The 15,159-nt window shown below is 57.2% G+C and carries 12 protein-coding genes; 2 read left to right on the plus strand and 10 right to left on the minus strand.

Annotated elements, in window-relative coordinates:
* Nucleotides 1–111 precede the first annotated feature (111 nt).
* The 3 genes from ACR0D9_RS04875 to recA all read right to left on the minus strand — a co-directional run bounded on the left by ACR0D9_RS04875 (nt 112) and on the right by recA (nt 4,309).
* Nucleotides 112–399: a DUF1330 domain-containing protein gene (locus ACR0D9_RS04875; protein ID WP_480480870.1), complete on the minus strand. Its 288-nt coding sequence runs from the start codon at nt 397–399 to the stop codon at nt 112–114.
* A gap of 1 nt (nt 400) precedes the next feature.
* Nucleotides 401–3,073, minus strand: coding sequence for an alanine--tRNA ligase (gene alaS / locus ACR0D9_RS04880; protein WP_480537888.1), 2,673 nt, complete (start codon nt 3,071–3,073; stop codon nt 401–403).
* Nucleotides 3,074–3,241: 168 nt separating this feature from the next.
* On the minus strand, nt 3,242–4,309 hold the full coding sequence (gene recA / locus ACR0D9_RS04885; RefSeq protein ID WP_267366220.1) for a recombinase RecA: 1,068 nt from the start codon (nt 4,307–4,309) through the stop codon (nt 3,242–3,244).
* A gap of 192 nt (nt 4,310–4,501) precedes the next feature.
* Here recA and ACR0D9_RS04890 point away from each other — a divergent pair, with 192 nt between their 5' ends.
* Nucleotides 4,502–5,095 (plus strand): sulfotransferase family 2 domain-containing protein, encoded by a 594-nt coding sequence (locus tag ACR0D9_RS04890; RefSeq protein WP_480493129.1) that lies wholly within the window; start codon nt 4,502–4,504, stop codon nt 5,093–5,095.
* A gap of 4 nt (nt 5,096–5,099) precedes the next feature.
* Here ACR0D9_RS04890 and ACR0D9_RS04895 read toward each other — a convergent pair whose 3' ends face one another.
* From ACR0D9_RS04895 to guaB, 3 genes are all read right to left on the minus strand, one after another.
* Nucleotides 5,100–7,391, minus strand: a complete 2,292-nt coding sequence (locus tag ACR0D9_RS04895) for an ATP-binding response regulator (RefSeq protein ID WP_480537890.1) — start codon at nt 7,389–7,391, stop codon at nt 5,100–5,102.
* A 109-nt stretch (nt 7,392–7,500) separates the two neighbouring features.
* Nucleotides 7,501–8,658, minus strand: a complete 1,158-nt coding sequence (locus tag ACR0D9_RS04900) for an RsmB/NOP family class I SAM-dependent RNA methyltransferase (RefSeq protein ID WP_480537891.1) — start codon at nt 8,656–8,658, stop codon at nt 7,501–7,503.
* 93 nt (nt 8,659–8,751) lie between these two features.
* On the minus strand, nt 8,752–10,200 hold the full coding sequence (guaB, locus tag ACR0D9_RS04905) for an IMP dehydrogenase (protein WP_480485596.1): 1,449 nt from the start codon (nt 10,198–10,200) through the stop codon (nt 8,752–8,754).
* 217 nt (nt 10,201–10,417) lie between these two features.
* Between guaB and ACR0D9_RS04910 the strand changes: the two genes are divergently transcribed.
* A complete protein-coding gene (locus tag ACR0D9_RS04910) occupies nt 10,418–12,463 on the plus strand; it encodes an ASKHA domain-containing protein (protein ID WP_480537893.1) in 2,046 nt (681 codons plus the stop codon).
* 53 nt (nt 12,464–12,516) lie between these two features.
* Here the strand turns inward: ACR0D9_RS04910 and ACR0D9_RS04915 are convergent, their stop codons facing one another.
* Genes ACR0D9_RS04915 through ACR0D9_RS04930 form a run of 4 tightly spaced genes read right to left on the minus strand, consistent with a single transcriptional unit; the run spans nt 12,517 to nt 15,137 of the window.
* A complete protein-coding gene (locus ACR0D9_RS04915; protein WP_480537895.1) occupies nt 12,517–13,623 on the minus strand; it encodes an alpha-hydroxy acid oxidase in 1,107 nt (368 codons plus the stop codon).
* Nucleotides 13,623–14,177, minus strand: coding sequence for a sulfopyruvate decarboxylase subunit beta (gene comE, locus ACR0D9_RS04920; protein ID WP_480537896.1), 555 nt, complete (start codon nt 14,175–14,177; stop codon nt 13,623–13,625). The genes ACR0D9_RS04915 and comE overlap by 1 nt, the downstream gene beginning before the upstream one ends.
* Complete coding sequence (gene comD / locus ACR0D9_RS04925) at nt 14,174–14,680, minus strand: sulfopyruvate decarboxylase subunit alpha (protein ID WP_480537898.1); 507 nt, start codon at nt 14,678–14,680, stop codon at nt 14,174–14,176. The genes comE and comD overlap by 4 nt, the downstream gene beginning before the upstream one ends.
* A gap of 46 nt (nt 14,681–14,726) precedes the next feature.
* Nucleotides 14,727–15,137, minus strand: coding sequence for a universal stress protein (locus ACR0D9_RS04930; protein ID WP_480505127.1), 411 nt, complete (start codon nt 15,135–15,137; stop codon nt 14,727–14,729).
* Between the last annotated feature and the right edge of the window lie 22 nt (nt 15,138–15,159).

The raw sequence follows: 15,159 nt of genomic DNA on the forward strand, positions 1-15,159 counted from the left end.
CCCGCTGTCGCGGGCTAATCAGTATCAACCAAACATGACATAAGCCGAATCTTGCTTATTCACTGCCGGTTTTCTTGGAAATATCAGCGCCTTGGACGCAAGGCCCATATGTCACTCGGTGATTTCCACCACAACCAGTTCACGCTCACTTGCGCCGCGCGCGTGATTCAGGGCCTGCTGGTACTCATCCGAGTTATAGCATTCAACCGCAGCCTCCAGCGTTGGGAAGCGCGCCACTACGTTTCGTGGACGTTCCTTACCTTCCAGCTGAACGTACCGTGCAGCACGGGCGATAAACTCGCCCCCGTGCTTGGCGATGGCCGGTCCGGCCAGTTCCGCGTATTTGCCGTAAGCCTCAGTGTTCGTCACCGTGACATGCGCAATCCAAAGAGCAGCCATATTAACCTCCCAAAACCTGTTGTGCGGCCTTGATTGCCGCATCTGCATTTGATGCATCCTTGCCGCCGCCCTGGGCCATATCAGGACGACCGCCGCCGCCTTTTCCGCCCAACTCGATTACCGCAGCTTTGACAAGATCCACCGCCGAAATCTGTCCGGTCAGGTCTTCTGTCACACCAGCCGCAACGGCCGCCTTGCCGCCCGTATCCGCAATCAGCAACACCGCACCCGATCCAAGGCGGCTTTTGTGTTCGTCGATCAACGCAGGGAGGTCCTTGCCTGAAACACCGCTGAGGGCTTGCGCCAGGAATTTCACACCATTTACATCCCGCGCCTCGGCACCACCGCCCTGACCGGCCCCACCAGCCATAGCCAGATCCCGGCGCAACTGAGCCACTTCATTCTGCAAAGCCTTGCGTTCGTCCAGAAGGCTTTTCACGCGCGCCACAACGTCGTCCGGTTGCGCCTTCAGTTCTGATGCGACCTGAGCCAGACGTTGATCCTGTGCCGAAAGATAGCGGAAGGCTTCATCCCCGGTCAGCGCTTCGATCCGGCGCACACCTGCACTGCTGGCGCTGTCACCCAACACAACAAAGGTGCCGATATCTCCTGTCTGGCGCACATGTGTACCGCCACAGAGTTCTATCGACCACGTATCGCCGTCATGGCCTTTGCCTGTTGGTGCCTTGCCCATGGAGACGACACGAACCTCGTCACCATATTTCTCGCCGAACAGGGCCTGCGCGCCCAATGCGCGCGCGTCGTCGGGTGTCATGACCCGGGTTTCAACAGTCGAATTCTGGCGGATGAAATCGTTCACCTCGCGTTCGACTTTTTGGATTTCCTCCAGGCTCAGCGCTTTGGAATGACTGAAGTCGAACCGCAGACGATCCGCCGCGTTCAGCGAACCGCGTTGTGCTACGTGGTCGCCCAGTGTTTCGCGCAATGCTTCATGCAGCAGGTGCGTGGCCGAGTGATTGGCGCGAATGGCGGAACGGCGGGCGTGATCAACCTCAAGCTCTACCGCATCGCCTTTGCGAACAACTCCGCTTTGAACTGCTACCTTATGAGCATAGACCTTGCCGTCGGCAAACTTCCTCGTGTCCTCTACGCGGCTCAGGTGATCGCGATCCTCCAGCCTACGCAACGCGCCAGTATCGCCGACCTGACCGCCGGCCTCCCCGTAGAACGGGGTCTGGTTCACGACGACCCAACCGCTGCTGCCCGCGTCGATCTTGTCAACCAGTGCGCCATCAACAACCAGGGCGACAACCTGCGCTTCGGCTTTCTCGGTATCGTAGCCCAGAAAATCCGTCGCACCGGCGGTATCCAGCACATCAAACCATACAACCTGATCCGCTGCTTCACCTGACCCGGCCCATGCAGCACGTGCCTTGGCCTTCTGTTCAGCCATCGCGGTGTCAAAACCGTCCGTGTCGACGCTCAGGCCCTTTTCACGCAGCGCATCCTGCGTAAGATCCAGTGGGAAGCCATACGTGTCGTAAAGCTTAAAGGCCGCTTCACCTGACAGGGGTGCCCCCTCGGAAAGCCCTGAAACCTCATCATCCAGCAACTTCAGACCACGGTCCAGCGTCTGCTTGAACCGGGTTTCTTCCAGCAGCAGCGTCTCTTCGATAAGCGGTTGCGCCTGTTTCAGTTCAGAATAATGCCCGCCCATCTGCTGCACCAGCGTAGGCACCAGGCGATGCATGACAGGATCCTTGGCGCCCAGCAGGTGCGCATGGCGCATGGCGCGGCGCATGATCCGGCGCAGAACATATCCCCGGCCGTCATTGCTGGGCATCACACCGTCTGCAATCAGGAACGAGGTCGACCGCAAGTGATCCGCGATCACCCTGTGATGCACGTTCTGGTCGCCATAGGGGTCGACACCGGTCGCATCCGCCGAAGCCTCGATCAGGGTTTTGAACAGGTCGGTGTCGTAATTATCATGGCTGCCCTGCAACAGCGCCCCAATCCGTTCGAGCCCCATACCTGTGTCGATCGACTGCATGTCAAGTTCGACCATCGAGCCATCTTCGAACTGCTCGTTTTGCATGAAAACGACGTTCCAGATTTCGATGAATCGGTCGCCATCCTCCTCGGGTGATCCCGGAGGGCCGCCCCAGATGTGATCGCCGTGATCATAGAAGATCTCGGTGCACGGGCCGCAAGGTCCGGTCGGACCCATCTGCCAGAAATTGTCATTGGTGGCGATGCGAATGATCCTGTCCTCGGGCACACCGACCTTTTTCCAGATTTCAAAGGCTTCATCATCGGTATGATAGACGGTGGTCAACAGGCGGGTCTTGTCGATACCGAATTCCCTGGTGATCAGTTCCCAGGCAAAAGGGATCGCTTCATGTTTGAAGTAATCCCCGAATGAAAAGTTTCCCAGCATCTCAAAAAACGTGTGGTGACGCGCCGTATAGCCAACATTGTCAAGATCGTTGTGCTTGCCGCCCGCACGCACACATTTCTGGGCCGTGGTGGCGCGTTTGTAATCGCGGGTTTCCAGACCGGTAAACAGGTTCTTGAACTGCACCATGCCTGAGTTCACGAACATCAGTGTCGGGTCATTGCGCGGCACCAGCGGGCTGGACGCGACGACCTCATGCCCTTGTTTTTCAAAGTAGTTCAGAAAAGTCGATCGGATGTCGTTCAGGGTTGGCATAGGGCTCTCTCGGCGCACGTATATCTTGGTCTCCGTTGGTTTAGCCCCCTGTCAGGTGAGTGTCCACAGCAGAGGCACACAGGAACGAAACAAGGCGACCCGATCAAGCCGCCTTGTTTCAAGTGTTACAGTCTTTGCGCAGATGTCAGGGTTACCCACCTCATGACATCAGGCCTCCAGAATATCGTCATCCTCGGCAACGCCTGGCGACATATCGAATTCCAGCCCATGCGCCGCGCGGATCTTGTCTTCGATGTCCAGCGCCACCCGGCTGTTTTCCCGCAGGTATTGTTTGGCGTTCTCACGCCCCTGCCCGATCCGCTCATCACCATAGCTGAACCAGGACCCGGACTTTTCGACAACACCAGCTTTAACACCCAAATCCAGCAATTCGCCCATCTTCGAGATGCCTTCGCCATACATGATATCGAACTCGACCTGCTTGAACGGCGGTGCGACCTTGTTCTTCACAACTTTGACGCGGGTCTGGTTCCCGACCACTTCATCCCGGTCCTTGATTGCGCCAATCCGGCGGATATCCAGCCGAACCGAGCTGTAGAATTTCAGCGCATTGCCACCGGTTGTGGTTTCCGGGCTGCCGAACATCACGCCGATCTTCATCCGGATCTGGTTGATGAAGATGACCATGCAGTTCGAACGGCTGATCGAGCCTGTCAGTTTGCGCATTGCCTGGCTCATCAGCCGGGCCTGAACACCCACGCTGCTGTCGCCCATGTCCCCTTCGAGTTCCGATTTCGGCGTCAGGGCAGCGACCGAGTCGACAACAACCATATTGACTGCGCCCGAGCGTACCAGAGTATCTGTGATTTCAAGCGCCTGCTCACCGGTGTCAGGCTGGGAGATCAAAAGCTCATCCAGATCAACGCCCAGCTTGCGGGCATATTGCGGGTCCAGAGCGTGTTCCGCATCTACGAACGCGCAAACTCCGCCGCGCTTTTGCTGCTCAGCAATGCAATGAAGGGTCAAAGTGGTTTTACCCGAGCTCTCAGGCCCGTAAATCTCAACGATACGCCCCATCGGCAGCCCGCCGATACCCAGCGCGATATCCAGACCCAGCGACCCGGTCGAGCTCGCCTCGATGTCCTGCCGGGCATCTTCTCCCAGCTTCATGATCGACCCCTTGCCGAACTGCCGTTCGATCTGGGCCAGCGCACTGTCGAGCGCCTTTTGCTTGTCTGCGTTTTTCTTGTCGCTCATTGTCAGAAGATCCGCCATTGTCCTGTCGCCTTCCCTTTTGTCACACCCTTAATCGGGCGGCAATCGCTGCTTTGTTCGCCTCTTGTTCCTTATGAGATCAAAAAGAGAACATTTCAACTAAAACTTACAGAAATCAGTCTTCTGCAATTGTGTTAAAGAGTCGTTTACGACAATCTGCACAAGTAACATGGCAACCTTGGGAACCAATAAATGCTTGTTTTTTATAAAGAACGACTTGCTTTTCTTTCAGTCCCCAAGACCGGAAGCACGGCTTATCACACGGCGTTGCGTGACCGGGCCGATCTCATCGTGACACATCCACCTGAGCTGAAACACGCCCCGGTGCGTCGGTATGACCGGTTTTTCCAGACCATGTTTCGAAAACTGTTTGATACCGAGATGGAAATTATGGCCATTGTGCGCGAACCGTTGGATTGGCTGGGCAGCTGGTACCGGTTTCGCAGTCGTGAAGACTTGATAGGTCAACCGCGCTCGACACGTGACATGAGTTTTGACGCATTCGTGCAAGCCTATTTGCTGGACACACGTCCCGAGTTCGCCAATGTCGGCAGCCAGGCGCAATTCTTCCGTACCCGCAACGACAGTTCTGGCGCTCGTCATATCTTCAAATACGAACATCAAGACAAGGTGTTAGACTTTCTGCAAGCACGTCTGGACATGCAGATCGACCTGAAGCGCGAAAACGTATCGCCTCCGGGAGATTTGCATCTGTCACCTGCTACCGAACAGAAGTTTCGAAATGCCTGCCCGGAAGAATTTGCGCTGCACAAAGCCGCATTGTGATCCATCAGTTAAGTTGTTGAAACACGGCCTCTGTCAGTTGGCTGAGGGAAAACGGTTTGGGCAGAAAGGTTGAGTTGGCAATATTCGGACCGGTATCACCGAAAACGCCTTCGGTATACCCGGACACGAAAATCACACGCGCATCCGGGCGCGTCTCCATGGCCTTGCGCACCCAAGTGGGCCCGTCCATTCCTGGCATGACAACATCTGTGACGAATATATCAACACTTAACGCGGAATCTTCAAGCAGTCGAAGCGCCTCTTCCGCCGAGTCCGCCTCGAGCACGGTGTAACCCTTCAGTCGCAGGGCGCGGGTCGCAAAGGCGCGAACAGGCGCCTCATCCTCGACCAGCAGCACCACGCCTTCGCCCTGCCTGGCGCTCCGGGCTTCGGGCTGGACTGGCGATTCAGTTTCGACCTCGGACGTCGTCGCGCAAACCGGAAGAAAGACAGTGAACTCGGTGCCCCGTCCAATTGCGCTGTCGACAAAGATAAACCCACCGGTTTGCTTTACGATCCCGTAGGCTGTTGACAACCCCAACCCGGTGCCCTCACCAGTTCGTTTCGTGGTGTAGAAGGGTTCGAAAATCTTCTGCAGCTTATCTGCTGGGATACCAACACCGCCATCCACAACCTTGACTGTCACATAGTCGCCCGGTTGTACGGTTGCCCTGTCCCGCATGAGAGGCTGCAAAAGGGTCAACACACTGGTTTCAATGCGAATTTCACCACCGTCCGGCATGGCATCTCGTGCGTTAACGACAAGGTTCATCAGCACCTGCTCAAGTTGACGCTTGTCCGCCCGCACGGGTTTGAGCACCGGATCGTGGCTCAGCGTCAATTGCACCTTCTCGCCAACCAAACGGTTCAGCAGGTGAATAAGGTCCGAGATCGTGTCACGCAGATCCAACACTTCCGGCCTGAGGGTCTGTTTTCGCGAAAACGCCAAAAGCTGACTGACCAGCGCGGCGGCCCGGTTGGCATTCTGATTGATCTGCACCAAATCCCCGTAATCCGGGTCATTCTGGTCATGGCGCAACAGCAGCAGATCGCAGTGACCGGAAATGGCCGTCAGCAGGTTGTTGAAATCATGTGCAACACCTCCGGCCAATTGCCCTACGGCCTGCATCTTCTGGCCCTGAACGAATTGAGCTTCGAGCGTCTTCAGTTCAGTCGCATCGTTCAGAACCGCGATCAGGCATATCTTTCCATCGACAAACACACGGCTCAGGGTGACTTGAACAAAGATTTCCTTGTCGTCCCTAATGAACTGCAAAAACTCTGATCGCTGCGTTTCTTCATGCGCCTCGGTTCGTTTCAACCAATCCAGCACAGGGCCCCCCACGCCCCGCATGATGTCGCTGATGTTACTGCCTTCAAGCTGCTTCTTTCCCAACAGTTTCGCCGCCAGCCGATTACTGTCCAGAATGATGCCGTCCTCGGAAAGTCTGAGGATTGGAACCGGAAGGTCAGAGAAGGACATGACCGCATCCTGTACGGGCATCTGCGTAATCGGTAACAAACAAAGGCTTCGTTCCGACCCGGATTGAGAAAATTCGGACACGGCTGCCAGAACATGACCATCGCGGGTCCTGACTGCGTTAACAGCCCCGATCCGCGGTTCCGCTTCGCTGAAAATATCCTGCGCCCTGGCAGGGTGCGCACCAAACAAACGCTCGGCCGTGGCATTGACACGCAATACGTCACCTGCGCGTCCAAGGGTTACGACCGGCAAGCCAAGGGTTTGCCAGCTATCCTGTTGAACACAGCTAAAGTTCCAGTAGAACAGTCCCGGCCGCAATCGGTGCACGGAAACCGAAATAGTCCGATCGCCACCGGGAAACTCGCTCTGGGCGCTTCCTGTGGATTGCGCCCGCGATTGTAGGCTCAACAAGATCGCCGAAGGGTTAGCAAACCTGGAGCGCAAACAGCGGGCAAGGTTTTCGCCTCGTATGGCCCCCAGCTTTTTGTCCGCCAGGACGTTCGCGGCCAATATGTCACCATACCCGTTTGAGATCACGACCGGAGCATCCTCGCGCTCTGCGAAAGCGGCCAAAAGGGCTGATATCTGTTGCAAATGCCTGTTCGCAATCGCCCCCTTGATCCCAAACAAGAGCGCCACAACCAAAAGGGAAATGCCTGTTGCCAGCAAACCTTTCGTCCAATCCGACGGCAGAAACCCAACCGCAGGTGCCAAGCTGATCAACAGCGCCACAAACATCAACGCCCCGATCCGAAACACCGATGGAGTATTGGCGGCTGAAGGGGCTGGAACAAATTCAGTGATGTCAGGCATAAACGGCTCGGGCACAGGTTTTTGCGGTAATAACAGGTAGAATTGGTTAACACTCGCCTAACGGCGCTAAAAAACAAATCAGCTACCCTGGGTTGTATTTACCGAAAGATCAGCGCGTCAAGTGTGACGTAAAGAACCCGTCGGACCCGCGTGTTACCTGCCATGCCTGCCGGAAGGTTTCACGCCAGCCCGCATGTTGCGCCAGAAACCTGTCGACAACCGCATCGTTCTCGTCGGCAAGAACCGAGCATGTCGCATATGCCAGCACTCCACCTGCTTGGACCAATGGCGTGATATCTGCGAGAATTTCAGCCTGAATGACCGTGAGTTCTTGCAAACGTTCTTCAGTCAACGCCCATTTGCCTGCCGGTGCGCGCCGCCACGAACCGCTGCCAGAACACGGGGCGTCGGCCAAAACGACGTCAAAAGGCCCGTGACCAGCAAGTTCCGCGCTGTTCAGGATGGTTATTCTGGCCCCTGCCCGTTCTGCCCGCGCTGGAATATCCTTCATTCGGCGCGCATTCACATCATGAGCGTAAACCTCGACACCCTTGTAGGCAGCAATCGCAAGCGACTTGCCGCCGCCCCCAGCGCAATAGTCCAAAACGCGCATTCCAGGGCGCAGATCCAAGGAAGCAACAACCGCCTGACTTGCCGCATCCTGAAGCTCGACCAAACCCTGAGCGTATGCCTGGCTTTGCGCGATCCGACGCGCGCCCTCTGTCACCTCCAGAGCGGTTTCACATATCGGCGTTGGACGGGCTGAAATACTGTCGGTCGCCAAAGCATCAATCGCCCGTGTTACATCCGTTTTCAACAAGTTGACCCGCAGAATAACCGGAGCGCGTTCCTGCAATGCCAATGCGTAAGGAACGGCGGCATCGTTCAAGGATGAGACGAGCTTTGGCCACAGCCAGTCAGGAAAATCATATCTCTCGGCTTCGGATTCAAAATCCCTTGATACTTCTTCATTTTGTAGGGCTTCGGGCGCGTGGCGGTCGCCGGTAAACAACTCAACCGGATCTTCACCCGATGCGCGAAAGGCGCCGATCATCAGGCCGCGACCAGTTCCGGAACCACCCAACGCAGCAAACGAGCGTTTGCACCGCAAAGCGTCAAACACATGATCGCGAATAGCTGCCCGATCCTTGGAGCCCGCAAACCTGCTGCGCCGCGCCCAGCCGGTCAGCGCCTTTTCAACCGGGGCCCCGGCGAGAATTTCATCCAGAATTTCAATCGAGGCCTGAACGCGGGCAGCAGGTGTCATCACGGATTACCTTTGCTGAAAAAGGCCGTGACAGGCCAATCCAAAATCACTACGGCACCCCGTGCTAGGGTGCCGTATGTCATGCGCAACGGCTTACATCACCCGGTAGTTCGGGCTTTCACGTGTGATTTGAACATCGTGCACGTGGCTCTCTTTCAGACCTGCGCCCGTGATCTTCACGAATTGGCAGTTTCTGCGCATCTCTTCGACGGTCGCGCAGCCGGTGTATCCCATTGCAGCGCGCAAACCACCAACAAGCTGGTGGATCACTGCACTGGCTGATCCTTTGTAAGGAACCTGCCCTTCGATCCCTTCGGGTACCAGCTTGTCATTTGCCGCGTCCTTCTGGAAATACCGATCCGCCGATCCGCGCGCCATCGCACCAAGACTGCCCATACCGCGATAGGATTTGAACGACCGGCCCTGATACAGAATGACCTCACCCGGGCTTTCGTCTGTGCCCGCGATCATCGAACCCACCATGGCGCACGACGCACCGGCGGCAATTGCCTTGGCAAAATCGCCCGAAAACTTGATGCCACCATCCGCAATGACCGGAACATCCCCCGCCGCGGCGGCACAATCACTGATCGCGGTCAACTGAGGGACACCAACGCCCGCCACCATGCGTGTTGTACAGATCGAACCGGGGCCAATACCCACCTTGATGGCGTCAGCGCCTGCGTCGATCAGCGCCTTGGTCGCCTCGCCTGTAGCAACGTTTCCGGCAATGATCTGAACCTCGTTCGACAGGGTTTTGACCCGTCTCACCGCATCCAGCACGCCCTGAGAGTGACCATGCGCCGTATCGACGACAATGATATCAACGCCCGAAGCCACCAGTTGCTCGGACCGCTCAAAACCCGCGTCTCCAACCGAAGTCGCGGCAGCCACTCGCAGGCGGCCAAGCCGGTCTTTGCACGCTGTTGGGTTCAGAACAGCCTGTTCGGTGTCTTTCAACGTTAGCAGACCTGTAAGTTTTCCCGTGCCATCGACCACAAGCAATTTTTCGATACGACGGGCCCGCATCAGGCTTTTAGCCTCTTCCAGATCGGCGGGTTCTTTCAGCATTGCCAGGTTTTCCGAGGTCATCATCGCCTTGATCGGAGTGTTGTCGGAATTGGCAAAGCGCATATCCCTGTTGGTCACGATACCAACAACGCGGCCATCCGCGTCAACTACCGGGAAACCGGTAAAATTATAGCGCTCGACCAGAGCCTTCGCATCGGCCAGGGTTTGGTCCGCGCGCAAGGTAACAGGGTTGTAGACGATGCCCGACTCGAACCGTTTGACGCGGCGAACTTCGCGAGACTGCTCTTCTACGGAAAGGTTCTTGTGGATGACCCCGATACCGCCTGCCTGTGCCATGGCAATGGCCATGCGCGCCTCGGTCACCGTGTCCATGGCCGAGCTCAGCAGCGGGATGTTCATGGTAATCTCACGCGTGACACGCGTGGTGGTGTCCGCTGTTGCCGGCAGCACTGAAGATGCGGCCGGAACCAGAAGAACGTCGTCAAAGGTGAGTGCCTCACGAATCTGCATCTGAATACCCCATGCAAAAGCCCGTTTGGCGGTGACCCTATTGCATGGATTGAACCAAAGGAAAAGCCCTTGAGGGCAACTCTGTGGCTCTAGTTGACTATACAGCCGAAGAAAACGACGCATGCCGTGCAAATCGTGCCGCTGATAGCCCTTTCCCTTTGCGCTCAAACCCATATCTTGCCGGGAAAACGCGCGAACACAAAAAGGCATGTCACTCATGACCAACGACCCACTTGTCGTCTTTACCCCGTCCGGCAAACGCGGGCATTTTCCTGTCGGCACGCCCATTCTGACCGCAGCCCGCCAATTGGGAGTGGATCTGGATTCGGTCTGCGGGGGCCGCGGTATCTGTTCAAAGTGTCAGATCACCCCAAGCTATGGCGAATTTCCCAAGCACGGCGTCACGGTGGCCCAGGATGCGCTGAGCGAATGGAACGCGGTCGAGCAACGTTATGACGACAAGCGCGGCCTGAAACCCGGTCGTCGTCTGGGCTGTCAGGCCTCGGTTCAGGGCGATATCGTGATCGACGTGCCGCCGGAAAGCCAGGTGCATCGTCAGGTCGTTCGCAAGGCCGCCACGGCACGCGCCATCACCATGGATCCGGCAACGCGTCTATATTTCGTGGTGGTGGAAGAGCCCGACATGCATTCGCCAACCGGCGATCTGGAGCGCCTTGAACGTGCGCTGCGCGAGCAATGGAAAATTGACGCGGCCACGGCGGACCTATCGCTTCTGTCCAAGCTGCAACCGGTTCTGCGCAAAGGCAAATGGGAAGTCACTGTGGCCGTTCACAAAGGCCACAAGGACAGCGTCGCACGCATTGTCGAAATCTGGCCCGGCCTGCACGAAGGCGGGTTGTATGGGCTGGCCATCGACCTAGGCTCAACTACGATTGCGGCTCATCTGACCGACTTGGAAACCGGCGAGGTCAAGGCGTCATCGGGTCTGATGAACCCGCAAATCCGCTTTGGCGAAGATCTGATGAGCCGTGTTTCATATTCCATGATGAACCCCGGCGGGGATCAGGAAATGACAAAAGCCGTGCGCGAGGCGATCAATGATCTGACCACCTCAATCGCTGAAGAAGCTGGGATTGACACCGCGCTGATCGTTGAAACGGTGTTTGTCTGCAACCCGGTCATGCACCATCTGCTGCTGGGTCTGGACCCGGTCGAACTGGGTCAGGCGCCCTTTGCCTTGGCCACGTCCGAGTCGATGTCCCTGCCTGCACGCGAGATGGAACTGACCACAATGAACCCCCGCGCGCAGGTCTACATCCTGCCTTGCATCGCGGGCCACGTAGGCGCGGATTGTGCGGCAGTTGCCCTGTCCGAAGAACCCGGCAAGTCCGAGGATTTGGTTCTGATCGTCGATGTGGGCACCAATGCCGAAATCCTGCTGGGCAACACCAGCCGCGTTCTGGCCTGTTCCTCGCCCACAGGGCCTGCGTTTGAAGGCGCTCAGATCAGTTCTGGCCAGCGCGCAGCACCCGGCGCGATCGAGCGGATCGAAATCGATCCCCTTACCAAGGAACCCCGCTTTCGCATCATCGGGTCCGAGAAGTGGTCGGACGAAGACGGCTTTGACCTTGATGTCGCCACCACTGGTATCACCGGTATCTGCGGCTCGGGCATTATCGAAGCTGTGGCCGAGATGCGTATGGCCGGCCTTCTGGATGAAAGCGGCCTGATCGGATCGGCCGAGCAGACTGGAACGGCCCGCTGCATCCCCGAAGGCCGCACACACGCTTACCTGATTCACGATGCCAGCGCCGAAGGTGGCCCCCGCATCACTGTCACGCAAGGCGACATCCGCGCCATCCAACTGGCCAAATCCGCGCTTTATGCCGGTGCGCGTCTGCTGATGGACGAGATGGAAGTTGACAAGGTGGATCGTGTGGTTCTGGCCGGTGCCTTTGGAGCTCATATTTCGACCAAGCACGCCATGGTTCTGGGCATGATCCCTGATGCACCCCTAGACAAGGTCACCAGCGCGGGTAATGCCGCTGGTACAGGCGCGCGGATTGCGCTGTGCAATATCGGATCACGCGCTGAAATCGAACGCGTCGTGCGCGAGATCACCAAGATCGAAACCGCAATTGAGCCGAAGTTCCAGGATCATTTCGTGGCCGCCAACGCGATCCCGCACAAAACCGATCCATTCCCGGAACTGGCGCAGGTTGTCACGCTGCCCAATCCAAGCTTCAACACGGGCGGAGAAAGCGAAACAGGCGGTGGACGCCGTCGCAGACGTCGCGGTTAAACCAGCATTGGAACGACTCGCAGGTACGCCTCGGGTCGTTCCCCAAACTGGTTTCAGGTTGCGCGTCGCACCTCGCCCAGCGACGAAACGCCCATCTGCGCCATGGCAATACTCATTTCATCACTCAGCACAGACCACAGCTGCTCAAGCCCTTCTTCCCCTTCTGCCGCGATTGCAAATTGCAGGATGCGGCCGAAGAAGGCAAAATCTGCCCCGTTTGCCAACGCTTTCAAAACATCCTCGCCCGAGCGCAAACCGCTGTCGTAAAACAGCGGGTAATCCAGGCCGACGGCGTTCCGAATTTCTGGCAATACGGCAATCGGCGCTGGCGCACTGTCCAACTGGCGCCCACCGTGGCTTGAGACCTGAATGGCATCGACACCTGCCGACCTGAGGCTCAGCGCGTCCTCTGCATCCAGAACGCCCTTGACCACCAGTTTCCCGGCCCACTGGTCGCGCAGACGGGCCAAAGTCTCCCAGGTCGCCCTGGCCCGGCTTTCCCGGCGATCAAAATCATATCCGTCCATCAGGAAATTCGCCATTTCGGGCTTGCCCCGCAGCAGCGTCGACAGCGACCACCGGGGGTGCAGGGCAAAATCAAGCACCTGTTTTGGCCCCATTTTGAATGGCATCCTGAACCCATGGCGCAATTCACGCGGGCGACGTCCCACTTCGGGCACGTCCACCGTCAGCACCAGCGTTTCGTACCCAGCAGCCTTTGCGCGCTCGACCAGCTTGAACGTACCACAGCCATCACCGCTGAAATACAGTTGAAACCAGGCATGTCCTTCTGCCTCGACAATCAGGTCTTCCATCGGGGTTGATGCGACGGTTGAAACCCCAAGCGGCACCTCGTACCGCGCCGCAAGACGTGCCAGCATCAGATCTGCACCGGGGGCCGACAGATTGCACATACCCATCGGTGCGATGCCAAACGGGCGTTGGGTCGACCCGCCAAAGACGGAACAAGCCAGCGACCTTTCACTGACATCTTTCAGAATCCGAGGGCGAAGGATCAGCGCATCCAGTGCAGCCCTGTTTCGGGCTGCGCCAACCTCGGCCCCGGCAGACCCATCGATATAGTCAAACACCATCCACGGCAGACGCCGCCGCGCCAGGCGGCGGGCGTCTTCGGAACTGTGGATAGCGCTGGATAACATCAGGCCTGTACGGCCTTCATGAACCGGTCGCGGATCACCACCGGATCTATAGTGATAACAGGCATCTTGGCGTTTCCGCTTTCGCACTTGGCCACGATGATGGTCATCTGTTTCGAATCCAGCGCTTCTTGCAGCACGCGGCCGGTGTCTTCGGCCTGACATTCGATTACGCGCTCGCATCCCGCGGCTTCCGCCATTTTCGCCAGAGAGGTCTTCTGCCCGGCATAAGTCGGCTGATCCCCAGTGGACCCGTAAGAGCCATTGTCGACGATCAACAGGATATAGTTGTCCGCCACGTTATTGGCGATGGTCGGCAAGGTACCCAGATTGGTCAGGACCGACCCATCCCCATCGATAACGATAACCGGCTTGGGCTGCGACAAGGCTAACCCCAAGCCAATAGATGAGGCCAGCCCCATCGTGCCCAGCATATAGAAATTGGTGGGCTGGTCGTCGATGGCGTGCAGCTCCTGGCTTGGAATGCCAATGTTACAGACAACGAGCTGATCGCGCAGGATCGGAGCGATTTCTTTCAGAATTTCAGAGCGGATCATTGGTCGCCATAGCCTCCCCAGAAACTGGCATCGGTCAGAATGGCGACCGGTTTGTTGCACATAAAGGTGTATTTGAGGATCGCGTCGAGTTCCTCAACATCTGACTGATGGTGGAAGTGATAAGTCGGGATATTCAGCTGAGCCAGCAGCGCTTTGGTATGCACAGCCATTTCAACCTGGCAGGCAACCGGTTCGCGCAGCTCTCCGCGATAGGAAATCAGCATCGGCAATGGCATGCGATAAAACTGGATCAGTGTCGCCAGTGTGTTAATCGTCACACCGATTGCGGTGTTTTGCATGATGATCGCGGGACGCTTGCCGCCCATCCATGCCCCGGCGCACAGGCCCATCCCCTCGTCTTCCTTGTTGGACGGGATGTGATGGATGCCCTCTCGCTGGTCGATTTCAGCGATGACACCCGCCAGTTGCTTGCACGGGACGGTGGTGACGAACGAGATATCGTTGGCCACCAGATCGTCGGTTATCTTCTTGTCTATGTTCATGGTCGGGCTGTTGGTCCTGTTGGGGCGCTTGGCGCGATTAAGGAAATCAGGTTCTGCGGTGCACATGTACAGCGCAGGGGGCATGACGAACAACGCGTGACGCTGTCGATCCCAGAAAGTAGTCGCTCAGGTCCGGTTTGTGCGAACCTATAACAATGCAGTCCACATTGTTGCTGGTCGCGTAGTCAATGATGGTGCGGGCGGTGTGTCCTTTGATAATTTCGGCTTTCACACCATCCAGCCCGTCAACTTTTTGCAACAATGCCCGCCTCGCGCGTTCGAACCCTTCGGCCACTGCGGATTTGTCGAGATAGGCGCTGACTGATCCCTGTGGCATTTCGTAGACATGCAATCCGATGATCTCGGCCCCGTTTTCGGACAAGGCACGCGCGACCTCCAGCGTATGTTGTGATATGCCGTGATCCAAAGCCATCGGGACCAGAATTTTCTTATACATGGTGGCCTCCAGTTCTGTCAGG

This window comes from Ruegeria sp. AK11 (assembly GCF_056541095.1).

What these genes read in the sequence shown, in the direction of transcription:
- alaS (WP_480537888.1), bottom strand. Translation starts at nt 3,073, where the DNA reads ATGCCAACCCTGAACGACATCCGATCGACTTTTCTGAACTACTTTGAA.
- ACR0D9_RS04900 (WP_480537891.1), bottom strand. Translation starts at nt 8,658, where the DNA reads ATGACACCTGCTGCCCGCGTTCAGGCCTCGATTGAAATTCTGGATGAA.
- ACR0D9_RS04930 (WP_480505127.1), bottom strand. Translation starts at nt 15,137, where the DNA reads ATGTATAAGAAAATTCTGGTCCCGATGGCTTTGGATCACGGCATATCA.
- ACR0D9_RS04915 (WP_480537895.1), bottom strand. Translation starts at nt 13,623, where the DNA reads ATGTTATCCAGCGCTATCCACAGTTCCGAAGACGCCCGCCGCCTGGCG.
- ACR0D9_RS04910 (WP_480537893.1), top strand. Translation starts at nt 10,418, where the DNA reads ATGACCAACGACCCACTTGTCGTCTTTACCCCGTCCGGCAAACGCGGG.
- ACR0D9_RS04890 (WP_480493129.1), top strand. Translation starts at nt 4,502, where the DNA reads ATGCTTGTTTTTTATAAAGAACGACTTGCTTTTCTTTCAGTCCCCAAG.
- ACR0D9_RS04895 (WP_480537890.1), bottom strand. Translation starts at nt 7,391, where the DNA reads ATGCCTGACATCACTGAATTTGTTCCAGCCCCTTCAGCCGCCAATACT.
- comE (WP_480537896.1), bottom strand. Translation starts at nt 14,177, where the DNA reads ATGATCCGCTCTGAAATTCTGAAAGAAATCGCTCCGATCCTGCGCGAT.
- ACR0D9_RS04875 (WP_480480870.1), bottom strand. Translation starts at nt 399, where the DNA reads ATGGCTGCTCTTTGGATTGCGCATGTCACGGTGACGAACACTGAGGCT.
- recA (WP_267366220.1), bottom strand. Translation starts at nt 4,309, where the DNA reads ATGGCGGATCTTCTGACAATGAGCGACAAGAAAAACGCAGACAAGCAA.
- comD (WP_480537898.1), bottom strand. Translation starts at nt 14,680, where the DNA reads ATGAACATAGACAAGAAGATAACCGACGATCTGGTGGCCAACGATATC.
- guaB (WP_480485596.1), bottom strand. Translation starts at nt 10,200, where the DNA reads ATGCAGATTCGTGAGGCACTCACCTTTGACGACGTTCTTCTGGTTCCG.